Genomic DNA, 16,519 nt, shown 5'->3' on the forward strand with positions numbered 1-16,519 from the left:
GCCACCGCCCCCGCCACCGTGTCCTGCACCCCGAGCTGAGGAGACACCGCATGAGACGCCTCTTCCTGTACGCCACAGCGGCCGTGCTCGCGGCCACCACCGGGATCGTGATCGCCGCGCAAAGCCCCGCGGCGGCCCACGGCGCGATGATGGCGCCGGGCAGCCGTACGTACCTCTGCTGGAAAGACGGACTGAGCTCGACCGGCGCGATCCAGCCCAAGAACCCCGCCTGCGCGGCCGCCGTGGCCCAGAGCGGCGTGACCCCGCTGTACAACTGGTTCGCCGTGCTGCGCTCCGACGGCGGCGGGCGCACGGCCGGCTTCATCCCCGACGGTCAGCCGTGCAGCGGCGGCACCGGCGGCCCGTACGACTTCACCGGCTTCAACCTGGCCCGCACCGACTGGCCGGTCACCCACCTGACCTCCGGAGCGAGCATGCGCTTCGACTACAACAACTGGGCGAAGCACCCCGGTACCTTCCGGCTGTACATCACCAAGGACTCGTGGAGCCCGGCCCGCCCGCTGGCGTGGAGCGACCTGGAGTCCACCCCGTTCTCCTCGGTGACCAACCCGGAGTCGATCGGCGGGCCGGGCACCGCCGACGGCCGCTACACGTGGACGGCAGATCTGCCCTCGGGCAAGAGCGGCCGGCACCTGATCTACTCGGTGTGGCAGCGCTCGGACAGCCAGGAGACGTTCTACGGCTGCTCCGACGTGACCTTCGACGGCGGCAACGGCGAAGTCACCGGCATGGGAAACGGTTCCAGCACGCCGCCGCCGTCCACCCCGTCAACCCCGCCCTCCAGCCCGTCGACGCCGCCGCCGGGAACAACCGGTTGCACGGTCGCGTACACGACGGACAGCTCGTGGCCGGGTGGCTTCCAGAGTTCGTTCAAGGTCACCGCGACCTCGGCGCTGAACGGCTGGATGGTGCACTTCGTCTGGCCCGGTGGGCAGAGCGTCACCCAGTCGTGGGGCGGCAAGTTCACCGCCATGGACACCTCGGCGATGATCGAACCCGAAACCTGGAACCGGACGGTGCCCTCGGGCGGCTCGGCCACCATCGGGTTCCTCGGCACCGGCTCGGCCCCGGCCAGCCTGCCCGGCCTGTCGTGCTACCCGGCATGAGGCCGATCCGGGTAGCCGCGAACAACACGGCAACCGTGGCCGGTGAGGTGGACGCGTTCGTCGGCGCCGCGGCCACGGCCGGCAAGATTCCGGTCCTGGTCGTCTGCACCTACTGAGCCAGGTCGGGCAGCGCCGCAGCGATGACTGCGGCGCTGCTCTGGCCGTACGCCATCAGCAGTTGCTCCTGAACCGGTCTTCCGGTCGCGGAGGCGCAGCCGAGCTGAGCGGCGCGCTCAAGGCCGAGCCCGTGCAGGACCCGGCCAGCATGCCCGCGCGGAACGCCTCGGTATCGAGCCCGTCGATCGCCGCGACGGTGAGCGGACCGAACCCGGCGACGCTGAGGTGCACAGCCTCGTCGCCGTCCGGCGGTGACAGCGGTCGGCCCGGGGACCATCACGACCACTCGTAACACCGTCACTTATCCACATAACGCAGATGGCCGGCGGTTAGTCAACGGCTCCCGGGTGGACAGGCCCGGCCGGGGGCCCTACATTGAGGACACGCCGTTGCGAGTTCTTCCCCCGTGGAATTCGCAGCGGCGTTCTTATTGCGCTCACGGGCCGGCGCTCTTACGGACCGGCCTTCTTGCGGACCGGCGCTCTCACGGCCCGGCCGGTGGGGGCACGGTCAGTGCGATCACGAGCGAGGACAGCCAGGTCGGATCGCTGAGCTTGTCGCCGTACAGCTCCCGCAGCCGGGACATGCGGTAGCGCACGGTCTGCGGATGGATGAACAGCTCCGCGGCCACTTCCTCGCGCCGGCCCTGGTGCAGCAGCCAGCTCCGCAGCGTTTCGACAAGCTTCGCGGCTGCCGAGTCACTGCCACCGGCCAGCGGCGCGAGGACCTTCGCCCGCAGGTCGGCCAGGGCTTGCGAGTCGGCGGTGAGCACCAGCGCGGCCAGGTGGTCCTCGGTGTCGACCACCCGGCCGGTGGTGGACAGCCCCGGGATCTGCAGGGTGCGCACCGCCCGGTCGAACGACGCGCGGGCCTGCAACCACGGCCGGGCCGGGCCGACGACGGCGCTGTGCCCGCGCAGCATGCCGGTCACGGCCGCCCGGGAACTGCCGTCGACGTCGGGGACGAGCAGCACCGAGAAGTCCTGCACCATCGGGCCGGCGTCGCTGAGCTGCAACGTGCGCCCGTCCAGCAGGCCCACAGCGGTGCGGGCGGCGTGCTCGGGCACCAGCACCGCGGTCAGTGTCTCCGGCGGCGGCCAGTCGGCGCGCTCGGCGGCGGCGACAATGATGTGCTCGGCCTCGCCGGCGAGCAGCGCGCGGGCCAGGTCCTCGAGGTGGCGCAGCCGGGCGCGGCCCGAGGAGGCCCGCTCGTCGGCGTGCCCGGCAACACTGGCCGCGGACAGCTCGTCGATGTAGGCGAACACCAGTTCGGCGAAGTGCGCGATGATCGCGGCGGGCTGCCCGGTTCCGACACTGATCTTAGCCAATTCGCGCCAGGCGACCCGGGCTCCGACGCGGTAGGCGCCGAGCAGGGCGTCCAGGCTGCGCCCGCTGCGAGCCTCGCCGCGGCCCAGGGCATACGCCGCCTCCAGCGCGGGGGCCAGGGGGGACTGGGGGTCGGGACCGTAGGCGCGGGAGACGAGCGAGAGGAAGGTGCCGAGCGCGGCTCGTACCGCCCGCTCGATCTTCACCCCCAGTTCGCCGGCAAAGGGCTCGGAATAGGCGGGCACTTCCTGCATGATGGCATCGATGGTCTGCAGCGCGACCTCCGAAAGACCCTCACGAAGCGGGGCAACCACCTCCGGGGACAGCCGGAAGGACCGGACATCGGGGAGGGCATCGGTCATCGCACTTACTCCGGTTTGAGCACCGCATCTTGTGCCGGACGAACAAAGACCGCGGTTCGTTTCACTTCGATAGGTCAGGACTCTACCCCGCGCCGCGGTCACTCTTGTTATGTGGCTGTTATACGAACTCTCGGGTCCGGCGCCTGGCGCGTCGTCGAGCTGATCACGACGCCCGTCGTCCCGGCCGACTACCTGGATGCGATCGCGCCGCTGCGCAACGCCAAGGTGCTGCGCGCCCGCGTCGAAGCCGTGCGCCCGGAGACCGCGAACAGCGCCACGCTGGTGCTGCGGCCCGGACGCGGATGGGTGCCGCACGAGCCCGGCCAGTACGCGCGCGTCGGTGTGGACGTTGCCGGGGTCCGGCTGTGGCGCTCGTACTCGATCACCAGCACCCCGGCCCGCCGTGACGGGCGCATCACGATCACCGTGAACGCCGTACCCGGCGGCGTGGTGAGCACCCACCTGGTCCGCCGGGCGCGCCGCGGCATGCTGCTGCACCTGGACGTGCCCACCGGCGAGTTCCTGCTACCTGCGACCCGGCCCGCCAAGGCGTTGTTCGTCACCGCGGGCAGCGGCATCACCCCGGTCATGGGCATGCTGCGCAGCGCCCTGCACGAACTGCGTGACGTGGTGGTGGTGCACTCGGCCGGCACCCACGAGGCGGTGGTGTTCGGCGCCGAGCTGCGCACCCTGGCCGCCGAGGGCCGGATCCGCCTGATCGAGCGGCACACCCGCACCGACGGCCGGATCAAGCCCGCCGACCTCGACGAGCTCGTCCCCGACCTGTTCGAGCGGCAGGTCTGGGCCTGCGGGCCCAACGAGATGCTCGACGACCTCGAGGCCCACTGGGCCGACGCCGAGGCCGGGCACCTGCTGGTCACCGAGCGCTTCCGCCCCGCGCTGATCAGCGGCGAAGGCGGCGGCACCGTCACGTTCACCAAGTCCGGCACCGTGGTCGAGACCGACGGCTCGGTGCCGCTGCTCGACTCCGGTGAACAAGCCGGGGTGCTGATGCCCTCGGGCTGCCGGATGGGCATCTGCTTCAGCTGTGTGCTGCCGCTGCGCGAAGGCGCGGTGCGCGACCTGCGCGACGGTTCGCTGACCGTCGCCGAGCCGGGCGACAGCATCCCCGTACAAACCTGCATCTCGGCCGCGGCCGGCCCCTGCCAGATCGAAAACTGAGGACCTGAATGACCACGATCCAGCACAAGAAGAGCAACCCGATCGCGCACCTCACGCCCGAGGACATCGAAGCGATCGGGGTCGAACTCGACGCCATCCGCGACGAGGTCATGGGCAGCCGCGGGGCCAAGGACGCCGCCTACATCCGGCGCGTCATCAAGGTGCAGCGCGGGCTGGAGCTCAGCAGCCGCGCGGTGCTGCTCTTCTCGCTGTTCCCGCCGGCGTGGCTGGTGGGCACGGCCGGGCTGTCGGTCGCCAAGATCCTGGAAAACATGGAGGTCGGGCACAACATCCTGCACGGGCAGTGGGACTGGATGCGTGACCCGAAGATCCACTCGACCAAGTGGGAGTGGGACCACGCCTCCCCGGCCGAGCAGTGGAAGCACTCGCACAACGAGCTGCACCACACATACACGAATGTGGTCGGCAAGGACAACGACCTCGGCTACGGCATCATGCGCGTGGACGAGGAACAGCGCTGGAGCCCGGCGCACCTCGGTCAGCCGCTGTACAACTTCATCAACGCGTGCCTGTTCGAGTACGGCATCGCCGCGTACGACCTCGAGCTGGGCAAGAACCTGGCGACGCCCGAGCGCCGCAAGGACCCCAAGTTCCGCGCCGCCCTCAAGGCCACCCGTCGCAAGATCGGCAAGCAGATGCTCAAGGACTACGTGGTGCACCCCGCGCTGTCCGGGCCGTCGTTCCTGCACACCATCGCGGCAAACGCCACGGCCAACCTGGTCCGCAACCTGTGGAGCCACTCGGTCATCATGTGCGGGCACTTCCCGAACGGCGTGGAGACCTTCGAGAAGACCTCCATCGAGGGCGAGACGCGCGGCGAATGGTACCTGCGCCAGATGCTCGGCTCGGCCAACATCAGCGGCACCAAGCTCATGCACATCATGACGGGCAACCTGTCGCACCAGATCGAGCACCACCTGTTCCCGGACATGCCGAGCAACCGCTACGCCCAGATCAGCCCCAAGATCAAGGACCTCTTCCAGCGGTACGGCCTCAAGTACACAACCGGCCCGCTGCCCAAGCAGGTAGCCTCGGCATGGTGGAAGGTGCTGCGCCTGTCCCTGCCGAACAAGCCGGTCGTCGCGCCCCGGGCTGTCGCCGCCGAGCGGCCCGCCCCGGTGTCGGACCCGGCTGCGCGCTGGCGCCGGCTACCCGCCGCGGCCGCTGCTGCTGCGGCCCCCGCGCCGGTGGAGGCGCTGTAGTCCTGGAACGGCTTGTAAGGTAGTTCACGGGTGTGCCGGGAAGTCTGGTCGGCGATCTCTTCGCCGATCCACTTTCCGGAGGTGATTCGTGACCACCCCGTTGCGACGCCTGTTCGGCCTGGGCACCTGGCCCGAAGCCCGCCGCATCGCGGAGGTGCTGCGGGCCGAGACCACTGGCGGCCTGCTGCTGCTCGGCGCCGCCGTCATCGCGCTGATCTGGGCCAACACCCCATGGTCGGCGGCCTACCAGGCGCTGTCGTCGTTCGAGGCAGGCCCGCTGAGCCTGGCACAGTGGGCGGCCGATGGGCTGCTCGCCATCTTCTTCTTCGTCGCCGGCCTCGAGCTCAAGCGCGAGTTCGTCGCCGGTGACCTGCGCGATGCCCGCCGTGCTGTGCTGCCGGTCGCCGCAGCGGCCGGTGGCATGGCAGCCCCGGCGCTCATCTTCACCGCGATCGCGGCCGGCTCCGGCGGGGAGGCGCTCACCGGGTGGGCGATCCCCACCGCCACCGACATCGCTTTCGCGCTCGCCGTCCTCAGCATCATCGGCACCCACCTGCCCAGCGGGCTGCGCACGTTCCTGCTCGCCCTCGCCGTGGTGGACGACCTGCTGGCCATCACCATCATCGCCGTCTTCTACACCACGGCGCTGCACCTGCTCTGGCTCGCACTTGCGCTCGTTCCCATCGCCGTCTTCGGCGTGCTGGTGCAACGCGGCGTCACCCGGTGGTGGCTGCTGCTGCCCCTGGCCGTGGCCGCGTGGGCGTCCATGCACGAGTCCGGCGTCCACGCGACCGTTGCCGGTGTGCTGCTCGCCTTCACCGTTCCGGCTCGCTCCACCGAGCGCTTCGAGCACCGGCTGCGCCCGCTTTCGGCCGGTGTGGCCGTACCGGTGTTCGCCTTCTTCGCGGCCGGGGTGTCGCTGGCCGAGGTCGGCGGCCTCGGCGCGGCGCTGACGAGCACGGTCGCGGTGGCGGTCATCGCCGCTCTGGTGCTGGGCAAGGCGCTGGGCATCACCGCGACGACGTGGCTGGTGCAGCGGTTCACCCGGGCCCGGCTGGCCGAGGGGTTGAGCTGGTGGGATGTGCTCGGCCTGGGGCTGCTGGGCGGGATCGGGTTCACAGTGTCGCTGCTGATCGGCGAGCTGGCGTTCGGGGCGGGCTCGCTGCACGACGGCGAGGCGAAGGTCGGGGTGCTGACGGGCTCGCTGGTGGCGGCGCTGCTCGGTACGGCGCTGCTGAAGGTACGCGATCGCCACTATCGCCGGCTGCACGAGCAGGAGCAGCTCGATGAGAACGACGACGGCATCCCCGACATCTACCAGCGCTGAACGCGGCCCAGGCAGCCCTGCAGCGGACGGCGGTGGTCCGCCTTCAAGCCGTGGGCAGGATCGACTCCGGAGCAGCGCAGCCGGGAATACTTCCACTCACTGACCGTGCCGCCCGGCTCCTGGGCGGTGCTGCGGCTGGACGGGCGCGCCTCCGGATCTGCGTGGTGCGCTGAAGCGGGCCACGCTGTCCCCCTCTGTGCCGTGGACCCATCATGCAGCGTGATTCATGATCAACTCGGTGTCGGGCACTGTCAGGTTTGGGGTAGAGCGCTTAATCCGTCATCGGGATGGCCACGGAGGATGGAAAAGAAGAGAATTCTGTCCGATCGACTGTTCCCTACCGGCTGCCTTGCTGAGCTCGTCCCTTTTGAGTCCGGCGCGAGCCGGGCAACAGCGTGCGGGTACGTTGATCGGATGCGGTATGCGGCAGTGGGTGACAGCTTCAGCGAAGGTCTCGGCGACGAGCTGCCCGACGGTTCCCAGCGCGGCTGGGCCGATCTGGTGGCCGCCGGGCTGCCCGGCGACGACGTGCGGTATGCGAACTTCGCGGTCCGGGGCCGGCTGCTGCGCCCCATCGTGGAGGAACAACTCGAGGCGGCGCTCACGCTGTCGCCGGCGCCGACCCTGATCTCGCTCAACGGCGGTGGCAACGACATGATGCGCCCGGGCACCGACACGGCCGCGCTGCTGACGTTGATCGACCGAGCCGTTCAGCGCGTCGTGGATGCCGGCATCCGCCTGGTCGTCGTGGCCGGCCCCAACCCGTCGCAACGGCTGCCGTTCGGTGGCTCGATCGACCGCAAGGGCGAGATCATCACCAGCGCGACCGCCGATCTAGCCGCTCGCCACGGCGTGGAGTTCGTCGACGTCTTCCACGACGAGGAGATCCGCCGGCCGCCCTACTGGTCCGCCGACCGGCTGCACCTCAACGCGGCCGGCCACCAGCGCGCCGCGGGCCTGGTGCTCAGCGGACTGGGCTATGCGCAGGCCGCACACATGGTCGACCCGGGCCCGGCCGAGCCCCGGCGGTTGCGTGACGAGGCACGGTACTACCGCGAACACGTGCTGCCCTGGGTCCAGCGGCGGCTGCAAGGCAAGTCGTCCGGCGACAACCGCTCGGGCAAGTACGTGACGTGGACGCCGATCAAGGCCTGAGGCGCGGTCAGTCGCGGGCCAGTTTGGAGTGGTGCCGGCTGTAGGTGGCGTACACGATCATGCCGAGCACGAACCAGACCGCGAAACGCAGCCAGGTCACCGGCGCCAGGAACGTGATGAGCCAGATCGAGAAGATGATGCCGAGCACAGGCACCACCGGCATGAGCGGCAACCGGAACGCGCGCGGAATGCCGGGCCGCCGGTAGCGCAGCACGATGACAGCCAGGCACACCACCACGAACGCGAGCAGAATGCCGATGTTGGTCAGCTCGGCGGCCTCACGGATCGGCAGGAACCCGGCGATGACCGCGGATGCCACCCCCGAGATCCAGGTGACCCGGCTGGGTACCCGGCGAGTAGGGTGCAGCTTGGCGAACCATTGCGGCAGCAGGCCATCCCGGCTCATCGAGTACCAGACGCGGGTCACGCCGAGCATGAACGTGAACATGACCGTGAGAATGCCGATGATCGCACCGACCGCAATGACGTCAGCCAGCCCGGACAGCCCCACCGCGGCGAATGCTGACGAGAAGCCGCTCTCCGGGTCGATGTCGCGGTAGTTCTGCATGCCGGTGAGCACCAGGGTGGCAAGCACGTACAGCACCATGGAGATGGCGAGCGAGTAGATGATCGCCCGGGGCAGGTGCCGGCGCGCGTCCTTGGACTCCTCGGCGGCCGTGCTCATCGCGTCATAGCCGAAAACCGCGAAGAAGACGGTGGCGGCTCCGGTGATTGCGCCGCTGACGCCGTACGGGAAGAAGGGCTTGTAGTTCTGGGTGCGGATGTGGAAGACACCCACCCCGACAACGAGCAGAACAACCAGAACCTTGATGACCACGACAGCGGTTTCGGTCCGGGCCGCGGCGCGAATGCCGAGATTCAACAGGTACGCGATCAGCAGGCACAACAGCACAGCGAACAAGTCGACGACGTGTCCGTCCCCGGTCCCCGGCGCCCCCAGCATCCACGCGGGCAGGTTGACCCCCAACTCCCCCATCAGGAACGAGAAATAGCCGGAGATCCCGATCGCGACCACCGCAACAATGGCGATGTACTCCAGAAGAAGGTCCCAACCGATGAACCACCCGACTATCTCGCCGAGCACGGCATAGCCGTACGTGTAGGCCGACCCCGCCTTCGGAATCATGCCGGCAAACTCCGCATAGGACAGCGCAGCCGCCGCGCTGGCCACCCCGGCAATCAGAAAGGAAACAAGCACTGCGGGCCCGGCGGTCGCATTGGCCACCGCCCCCGCCAGCGCAAAAATCCCCGCCCCGATGATGCCGCCAACCCCGATCGCCGTGAGCTGCCACAGCCCCAGGGTCCGGCTCAGATCGGTCTCGCGCTCGTCGGTGATGTCCTCGATGGGCTTACGCCGGAAGATCCCCGACCCACGCCCGAACCGCTCCGGTGTCGTCATGATTCCGGCCTACCACGCCCATCCAAGATCGTAAATGCCTAGCGACGATCCGCCCGCGAATTGATCGACGACGGCTTCGCGAAAGGCCGGACGCGGAACACCTCGGCCGGGCGGCCGGGTGGGTTCATCCGATCATGCAAACCATCGCGGCGCTCATGCCCAAACGGCATATGCCCGGCCTTTTCGCTCTATCTTGGCCCGGTGACGTTCTATTACCTCGTGGTTGTTGATGTCGAGGGGTTTGGCCGGCGACCGGTACCCATGCAGGCGTCGCTGCGCACGGCGATGTACGAGGTGGTGCGAAACGCCTTCCATGATTGCCATCTGCCGTGGGACGACGTGGAGAAGCTGGACCGCGGCGACGGCATCGTGATGCTGGTGCCGCCCGCTACCGACCCGATTACGCTCGCCGGTCCGCTGATCCGAGCGCTGCATGACTGCTTGCGGGAAAAGGCCAGCTTCTTCTCCGCCGAGCATCAGATGCGCCTGCGCGTCGCGCTGCACCAAGGCACCTGTCATCAGGACACGAACGGCTGGGTCGGCGAACCCATCAATACCGTCTCCCGGCTGGTCGACGCGGCTCCCCTGCGGGCAGCGCTGACCGCGGCAGACGCAGCCACCATGGCCGTCATCGCCTCCGACGACATCTATCGAGGAGTGATCCGGCAGGGCTACCGGCAAATTGACAAAACAAGGTTCGCCCCGGTGGACATCGACATCAAAGAAGTCCACGAGCGCGCCTGGATCCTGGTTCCGGGCTATCGGCAGCCGCCCGGGATCGAGCCGGGGTCGCCGCAGGGCTCAGGGTCCTCCGACCGCGCGTCGGCAGCGCCACCCGCCCACGTACGGCAGAACAAGCCGGCCGGCATTCACTTTCACGGCCCGGTAACCTTCGGCGGCGGGCAGATCATCGGAGACAAAATCGTGCACGGGGATGAAACTCACGGTGGCACGGCCCTGCGCTGACGCTTTCAGCCAGCACCTGCCGGCCTGTCCGGGGTCAGGATCCAGGCCGGCTCGGTGGGGTCAGCGCCGGGCAGCGGAAGGAACGCGTCGCGGTCGATCTGGCGGTAGCCCTGCCGGATCACCGCACGATAGAAGTCGTCGGAGACGGCGAAGGCCAAAAGGTTGTCATCGCTGCCGGACAGCCGGGCCCGCGTCCCGGCATGAGCGGCAAGGCGGTTCGCGGCCTCGATCGGCTCGCCGCTCACGCCGTACTCGTCGAAGTCCGCCAGCCCCAGCGCGACGGCCACCCGCAGGCGGAGCCGGTGAGGGTGCTGATACCGCTGCGCGCATTCGCGGAGGCAGCGTTCGAGCGCCCCGGCGAACGTCCCGCCGAGATGCACCCCGGCCGTGGACGCGGGCAGCATGACGACAGTCCCCTCGCCATGATCCTCGCGTCGGACGGCCGCCCAGTCCAGCCCGCCGTCGCGGAACGCATTCTCAAGCACCCGGTGCATCTCCCGGCGTAACAGCTGCCGCTCCGGATTCCTGCGCCCCGGGGATTCGGCGATGGCGACCGCAACGGCGTACACCAGCACGGGGGTGTGGTCCGGCGTCAGAACAGGCTCGATGCGCGGTGCGGGAACGACGATCTGGGAGCTGGGCCCCGCTTGCGCACCGGACGCCAGCCGGACGGCGAGAGACCTTTCCGCCGGGACTACAGCGAACGTGGCGACGGGAAAGCGCACCGACAAGCCGGTTTCGCCGAGGTGCACGGTGACCCCGGAACCCAGCCGGCCGCGGCGCAACCAACCGGCGAGATCGGCGAACGAGGGCGGTCCGGCCGGTGCCGTCACCAGGTACGAGACGATCTCAGCTACCAAGACGTCGCAGGCAATCCGCGTCTCTCCGGCGTAGCCCGGGTCCTCGTCGAACTCGGTGCTCAGCTGGGCCAGGGTGCGAGTGGCTGCCGGCTCACGCAATGCCGTACGACCTGGGGTGTGCCGCTCGATCGTCGCGGTGCCGATGACCGGGCGAACCAGGCGAGGCAAGCCCTGCCGGTCCAGCACACCGGCCACCGGAATCACCGAACGATCCAGCGCGTACACGTCGAACAACGCAGCGACGGCAGCCCCGTCACCGAGCCGGTCGGCCTGCTCCAGGGTCGCTATGAGCCGCGCCCATCCGTACGCTGCTTCGGCACGGGGGCGGCACCATTCGGGAACATGGCTGTTGCGCAGGTCCACCGCCCGCCGGCCGAGCTGGGTGGCCAATCCTTCGCGCGCAGCGTGCAAGGAAGCGCCATCACCATCGAGGAACGCGACGACAGCGTTCGAGCCGTTCTCGTACAGGCTGGCTTGTAGTCCTTCGGCCATCGCAAACCTGTCACGCGCCAACCTCAGCCCGGCCGCGCAGTCCTCCCGCTGTCCACTCATCGCTTGCCGCACCAGGTCCATGCCTTGTTCGAAGGCGGCGTCCGGAAGATCTTGCAGAGTGGTGAGCGCAGCACGCAGAGGATCGGCAATCGCCGGGTCAAGTCCCCACAGATCGAGCGCGACTCCGATGAGGCGTGGCAGGCGTTCGGCATAGTCCGGATCAAGCTCGCCCACCGCAGCAGGAGTAAGCACGGCGAGCGCACCGAATGGACTGCCCGCACCCGCCACCGCAAGACGCACCGCTCCTTCCGCGAAGGTCGCCGCGATCATGGGATGAGAGACGAGCGCTGCCGCGTGTCCTGCCAGGAAGGATTCGACAAGGCGGCGCCCGTACGTCCGCACGATGGCCGGCACCGTCAGCAACTCGTCGCTCGCGTCGAGCACCGCCAGCATGCTGTCCTGGCGGGACAACCCAGTGAGAACAGCGGTCGCAAGCCGTTCGGCCACCGGACCGCTCTCGGTCACGTCCCGGGCCAAGGACCGGCACACCAGCGGGGCAAGCGGCCCCTCCGCTGCGGCGTCGAGTTCCTCGATGGCCAGGCCCTCCATCAGCTGGGTGAGCAGCGGTGGACGCTCCGGAGCGCGCAGGAGCCGCCAGTCGAGGCTGTCGGGGATCAGCATCGGATCACCACAGCGGGCGGCCCGGCCCGGGAGCGGTGATCAGGGTGGAATCGCTCAGCACCCGGCGTACCAGGAACTCGTCCACGGTGGTGACCAGAATTTGCAGGTCAGGCGTTTCCCGGCAGAGTTGTTCGAGCGCACTCAGCAGTGCCGCGGCATCCTCGTCCTGCACCTCCTCCGAGCGCGGGCTGTCGATCAGCAGCAGACCCGGATGCGTGGCCACGCCATGCCGGTGTCCCCTGCGCAACAGGGCCACGACGACGGCGATGCGCAGCCGCAACCGCTCCCCCGGTGACTGATTCTTGAACCATTCGCGGGGTCCACCGGTCTTGAACACCTGCAGCCGTCCGGCCCGATCGGCCTCGACCCGTTCGAGGTTGCGGAAGCCGAATCCCCGGGCCAGCGCGGCGATGTCCGCATTGAGTTCGGCGAACAATCCGTCGCCGGCTGCGGCCTGGTCGGCGGTCAACAGCTCGATGGCGGCATCCAGCACCATCCGTACGGCATCGATGCGCGGTTCCTCCGTGGCCGGCACCGACATCCAGGCCGCAGCCTCACCCTCCAGCCGGGTCAGCCGATCCTGCAGTTCCTGGCGCTGGCGTGCGGTCTCCCCAGCCTGATCAGCGCCAAGCTCCTGCTCTGCCACGGCCAGCTCGGCACCGCACTCAGCGGCCACCGCAGCCATCTCTCGGCGATGCTGCTCAGCCCGCTTCTCCGCCCGAGTGCTGGTCGTCAACCGCCACTTGGCCTCTTGGGTCGCTGCAGCCGGCCCCTGTGCGTGATAGTCGGGCTCGGTCGGCTCGGTACACACCGCACAGATGGCTCGGGCGCGTTCGGCAGCACGACGCTCCGGTCCGATCGGCGCCTCGCAACGCGGGCAAGCTTGCGGATCGAGCGCGTGAAACAGCAGCCGCGCAGCCCGATGCTCCTGAAGGTCGATGAGCAGCTTCTCATCCTGCAACCGCTGCCAGCGCAACAGCTCGTGAGCCTCGGTTGCCTGGCGCAGGGCCTCCCCTGCTTGGATGACCGCAGCCGTACGGTCGGTCACCGCAGCGATGAGAGTCCCGGTGGCTGGTGGAACGTGGGCGGCTGCCAGTTCCGCCCGAGTGGCCTCCAGCTTGAGTTCCGTGGTGACCCGTTGCGCATCGAGCAGCCGGCGCAACCGTTCGGCGTCTGATTCGACGGCCTTCGCGGCTTCCTCCATCTGGTCTCGCGTTGTCCGCATCCGGGTGAGCAGGGCTGCGCCGGGGAGGTCCAGGAAGACCTGCAGGAGCCGGCCGGCGAGCCCACCGGTGACCGCGTCGCCCAGCAATGCCGCATCACCGCCGGGTGGCAGGTAGAGGACGCCGAAATAGGCCTTCCACCCGTACGTTGCCCGCCCGTCCGCCGAGCGGCGTGACGACGATTCCAGCTCCTCCAGGTGCAGCAGTTCCATCATGAGCGTCTCGACCCGGGTCGCGAACTGCTTCGGATCGCTGGACCGCAGAATCTCGACGATGCGCCCGGACGGATCGGCGGCGGTCGCCTCCGCCAGCAGCTCGGCGTCCGTGGTGGACAACACCCGGCCCTCGACGAGCTCACCGTCGCGCAGCGTGAGCCGGAAACCGAGCGGGCGACCGGCGATCACCACATCGCAGTCCAGGCGGCTGAGCCAGCGTTTGACCACGCCTTGCAAGGTGTCCCGCGGTGAGCCACGCAGACACCAGGTGATCAGCTCCAGCACGCTGGTCTTGCCCCGGAGGTTGTCCGCGGCGAGCACGGTCAGTCCCGGGCCGAACCGGAAGGTCCGGTCGAACGGCCCGAGCGGTTCGACGGACCGCAGACCCGCCAGGCGCAGACGTCGAAGCTGCATCGGCCGCGGCAAGGCGCCGGACACTGTTGGGGCGAACCCGAGTTCTCTGAACACTTTCTCCACCGCGGGTACCGCAAGCCCGGTTCGCACCGCGACTCTGGTGGCGAGATCCTCGCGGGTCATCAGGCGTTCACCTGGCTCAGCCGATCGGCGTACCCGCGCAGCCGGGCGTGTACCCGCGGGGCAATGGACTCGATGTGCTCGCCGATCACGGTGTTGCGGTATTCGTCCTGCTCGTACTGGCGGGACTTGAGCTGCGTTCCGCCGTAGCCGTCGGCCAGGCGGGCGACGAGCTGGGTGCGTTCCACGAAGTACCTGAACTCGGGGGCGTCGTGCAGGATGCGGTTGGCGGTGCTGAGCCCGGAGCGCGTCAGGTAGTAGTCGTGCCGCGTGATGCGATCGGCGGTGCCGCGCTTACGGCGGATCACGAGGTTCGCGCTGCGCAGGACGGCGAGCGCTTCATCCAGCGGTTCGTAGGCGCCGAACAGGAAGCGCAGCATCGGGTAGCGGCGCACATCGGGTTCGTCGGACTGCATGATGGCGGTGGCTTGGCGGTAGCAGTCGAGGTCGCCGGTGCGATCGTACTCGTTGAGCAGTTCGTCGGCGAGGAAGTCGGGGTTGCGCACCCAGAAATCAAGCTTCTGCAGGCGAACTTGGGTCTCGAGGACGGCAACAGCTTCGGACAGGGCGGCGTCGCCCGGCGGCGCGTCGCGCAGCTCCGTGGCGGCCGCGGCGACAATGAGCAGAATCCGAACAGCATCCTGCCCCCGGCTGGTTTCGCGTTGTGGGTCGGTCCCGATCGTGGACACGCGCCGCATTCTAAGAAAGAAAGTCGCCGGTACGCCATACCCACTACACAATCGAGCGGCGCGTTATCAGAAATAGCTGTTACCGGGTAACAATATTCCGGCTGTCTTTTGTGCACAAGCGGCAGCATCGGACACCGGAATGGACCTTGTACCGTTTCCAGCCCGGTGGAGAAAATCGACGGACCCATGACGCGAGGGGCATATTGGCGTGGCACAGGCGTGGACGGATCTGCCGCTGGATCGACCGGTGCACCTCGAAGGACCCAGCGCGACCACACTCACCCTGGCCACCGAGGTGCTGGGTGCCGGGTCTCCCGCCGTGGTCACCTTCACCGCCGGCGTTCAGGACCGTCCAGCCCCGATCATCGACGCCCTGCTGACCAGCCTTGACCAGATGGCTCGGGAGTTGTTCCCGGCCTGGCTGCCCGACGCGCGGCCGCTCGAAGGTTTGGCCGGGGCGGGCGCCGCTGCCGTACGGCTGATGGCGCTCGACACCGCACAGCGCGAGGGTTACTACGGCCCCTTCCTGGTGGACCTCGCCGCGCGGGCGCTGAGCGGGAGTCCCACCCTGTCGAGCAGACTCAGCGCCCCGGTCCGCGCTGCCGGGCTGGCCAGGACCATAGCGTCCAGCTTCGCCCGGCAGCGTGCGGCGTTGCTGGTGATCGTGCCTGAGGGCCTGTCCGCCGAGGCCGAGCAGGCCCTTGTCGGCGCCAGCCGGTTCCTGACCGACTCCGGCTTCGGCTTGTGGCTCACCGGGGCGCCCCTGCTCTGGGACGACAGCGTCGAGAGCATCCCCTTCGGTCTGCCGGTTCCCGACGTCCTGATCGACCCCAGCGTCTCGCTCGATGCGGCTCCGGATCCGGTCACGTATCCACCTCTTGCCGGGCGGCCGCATCCGGCCAGCCACACCGAGCAGATGCTGGAGGCGGCGCTACGGTGCACCGACTGGGCGACCGGTCGTGAGTGGAACCAGCTGCACCAGGTACACCCACTGACCAGCCCGATCCGGGTCGACTTGCTGTGGCGCCACGAACGCTGCGTGGTCGAAATCGATGGCGAGGAACACCGCCAGCTCGAGCGCTTCGCCGCCGATCGCCAGCGCGACGTATGCCTGCAACTCGCCGGATTTGCCGTACTGCGGTTCACGAACAACCAAGTGATCCGCCATTGCGACCTCGTTCTGTCACAGATTCGACAATTCCTTGACGGCCGACGCGCCGGACGCCAAGAAAGGGCTGTTCATGTCTGACCTCTCACTCCCCCTGGCCACCCGGGCCCTACTGCTGATCTTGATGGCAGACAATACCGAGCTGTCGAACAAGCAGATCGAGGAACGCTATGCGGCCGGTCTCAAGCTCACCGGCAAACAGAGATTGAAACTGATCGAAGAAAAGTTGATCGAGTGCCGTAAAGAGGGCAACGCCTATCACTTCACGCTTGCCGAGGATGGTTGGGCCTGGTGCCGCAGGGAGCTGCGAGCCGGGGTACCAACCGGCTCGGGAAGCGCCGGGCAGGCGTTCTACGCCGTTCTGCGGGCGCTGGACGGCTACTTGGAGGCCGACTCGCTCAGCCTGTACAACGTCTTCGGCTCCTCCTCTACGCCGGCTTCCTCCTCGTCCCC

General features: G+C 68.7%; 13 protein-coding genes. 8 read left to right on the plus strand and 5 right to left on the minus strand.

The window, feature by feature from the left end; translation table 11 throughout:
- The first annotated feature begins 50 nt into the window (after nt 1-50).
- Nucleotides 51-1,127 carry a lytic polysaccharide monooxygenase gene (locus TFC3_RS38140; RefSeq protein ID WP_067502007.1) on the plus strand — a complete coding sequence of 359 codons (1,077 nt, stop codon included), beginning with the start codon at nt 51-53 and terminating at the stop codon, nt 1,125-1,127.
- 601 nt (nt 1,128-1,728) lie between these two features.
- Here the strand turns inward: TFC3_RS38140 and TFC3_RS19745 are convergent.
- Nucleotides 1,729-2,931 carry a CdaR family transcriptional regulator gene (locus TFC3_RS19745; protein WP_067502010.1) on the minus strand — a complete coding sequence of 401 codons (1,203 nt, stop codon included), beginning with the start codon at nt 2,929-2,931 and terminating at the stop codon, nt 1,729-1,731.
- Nucleotides 2,932-3,042: 111 nt separating this feature from the next.
- Here TFC3_RS19745 and TFC3_RS19750 point away from each other — a divergent pair, with 111 nt between their 5' ends.
- From TFC3_RS19750 to TFC3_RS19765, 4 genes are all read left to right on the plus strand, one after another.
- Nucleotides 3,043-4,113 carry a ferredoxin reductase gene (locus TFC3_RS19750; RefSeq protein WP_067502013.1) on the plus strand — a complete coding sequence of 357 codons (1,071 nt, stop codon included), beginning with the start codon at nt 3,043-3,045 and terminating at the stop codon, nt 4,111-4,113.
- Between the two features lie 8 nt (nt 4,114-4,121).
- Nucleotides 4,122-5,336: an acyl-CoA desaturase gene (locus tag TFC3_RS19755; protein WP_067502016.1), complete on the plus strand. Its 1,215-nt coding sequence runs from the start codon at nt 4,122-4,124 to the stop codon at nt 5,334-5,336.
- Nucleotides 5,337-5,424: 88 nt separating this feature from the next.
- The gene (gene nhaA, locus TFC3_RS19760; RefSeq protein WP_067502019.1) at nt 5,425-6,663 is read left to right on the plus strand and encodes a Na+/H+ antiporter NhaA; all 1,239 of its coding nucleotides are present in this window, start codon (nt 5,425-5,427) and stop codon (nt 6,661-6,663) included.
- 414 nt (nt 6,664-7,077) lie between these two features.
- The gene (locus TFC3_RS19765) at nt 7,078-7,818 is read left to right on the plus strand and encodes an SGNH/GDSL hydrolase family protein (protein ID WP_067502022.1); all 741 of its coding nucleotides are present in this window, start codon (nt 7,078-7,080) and stop codon (nt 7,816-7,818) included.
- Nucleotides 7,819-7,825: 7 nt separating this feature from the next.
- Here TFC3_RS19765 and TFC3_RS19770 read toward each other — a convergent pair whose 3' ends face one another.
- Nucleotides 7,826-9,238, minus strand: a complete 1,413-nt coding sequence (locus tag TFC3_RS19770; RefSeq protein ID WP_067502025.1) for an amino acid permease — start codon at nt 9,236-9,238, stop codon at nt 7,826-7,828.
- A 60-nt stretch (nt 9,239-9,298) separates the two neighbouring features.
- On the opposite strand from TFC3_RS19770, the gene TFC3_RS19775 reads away from it, so the two are divergent.
- On the plus strand, nt 9,299-10,204 hold the full coding sequence (locus tag TFC3_RS19775) for a hypothetical protein (protein ID WP_153040306.1): 906 nt from the start codon (nt 9,299-9,301) through the stop codon (nt 10,202-10,204).
- 5 nt (nt 10,205-10,209) lie between these two features.
- Here TFC3_RS19775 and TFC3_RS19780 read toward each other — a convergent pair whose 3' ends face one another.
- Genes TFC3_RS19780 through TFC3_RS19790 form a run of 3 tightly spaced genes read right to left on the minus strand, consistent with a single transcriptional unit; the run spans nt 10,210 to nt 14,898 of the window.
- Nucleotides 10,210-12,237: a hypothetical protein gene (locus tag TFC3_RS19780; protein WP_067502029.1), complete on the minus strand. Its 2,028-nt coding sequence runs from the start codon at nt 12,235-12,237 to the stop codon at nt 10,210-10,212.
- A 4-nt stretch (nt 12,238-12,241) separates the two neighbouring features.
- Nucleotides 12,242-14,212, minus strand: coding sequence for an ATP-binding protein (locus tag TFC3_RS19785; protein ID WP_067502032.1), 1,971 nt, complete (start codon nt 14,210-14,212; stop codon nt 12,242-12,244).
- On the minus strand, nt 14,212-14,898 hold the full coding sequence (locus tag TFC3_RS19790) for a hypothetical protein (protein ID WP_236718215.1): 687 nt from the start codon (nt 14,896-14,898) through the stop codon (nt 14,212-14,214). Before TFC3_RS19790 ends, TFC3_RS19785 begins: the two co-directional genes overlap by 1 nt.
- A gap of 208 nt (nt 14,899-15,106) precedes the next feature.
- On the opposite strand from TFC3_RS19790, the gene TFC3_RS19795 reads away from it, so the two are divergent.
- Both TFC3_RS19795 and TFC3_RS38145 read left to right on the plus strand, forming a co-directional pair.
- On the plus strand, nt 15,107-16,147 hold the full coding sequence (locus tag TFC3_RS19795; RefSeq protein ID WP_082772171.1) for an endonuclease domain-containing protein: 1,041 nt from the start codon (nt 15,107-15,109) through the stop codon (nt 16,145-16,147).
- Nucleotides 16,140-16,519 (plus strand): hypothetical protein (locus tag TFC3_RS38145; RefSeq protein ID WP_236718216.1); only part of this gene is annotated, 380 nt, incomplete at its 3' end. The genes TFC3_RS19795 and TFC3_RS38145, both read left to right, overlap by 8 nt.

The organism is Actinoplanes sp. TFC3 (assembly GCF_001553785.1).
In the GTDB taxonomy this organism is placed as follows: domain Bacteria; phylum Actinomycetota; class Actinomycetes; order Mycobacteriales; family Micromonosporaceae; genus Actinoplanes.

Bases quoted from the DNA above. Each gene is read 5' to 3' on its own strand.
- TFC3_RS38140 (WP_067502007.1), top strand. From the start codon at position 51: ATGAGACGCCTCTTCCTGTACGCCACAGCGGCCGTGCTCGCGGCCACC.
- TFC3_RS19745 (WP_067502010.1), bottom strand. From the start codon at position 2,931: ATGACCGATGCCCTCCCCGATGTCCGGTCCTTCCGGCTGTCCCCGGAG.
- TFC3_RS19755 (WP_067502016.1), top strand. From the start codon at position 4,122: ATGACCACGATCCAGCACAAGAAGAGCAACCCGATCGCGCACCTCACG.
- TFC3_RS19765 (WP_067502022.1), top strand. From the start codon at position 7,078: ATGCGGTATGCGGCAGTGGGTGACAGCTTCAGCGAAGGTCTCGGCGAC.
- TFC3_RS19770 (WP_067502025.1), bottom strand. From the start codon at position 9,238: ATGACGACACCGGAGCGGTTCGGGCGTGGGTCGGGGATCTTCCGGCGT.
- TFC3_RS19780 (WP_067502029.1), bottom strand. From the start codon at position 12,237: ATGCTGATCCCCGACAGCCTCGACTGGCGGCTCCTGCGCGCTCCGGAG.
- TFC3_RS19785 (WP_067502032.1), bottom strand. From the start codon at position 14,212: ATGACCCGCGAGGATCTCGCCACCAGAGTCGCGGTGCGAACCGGGCTT.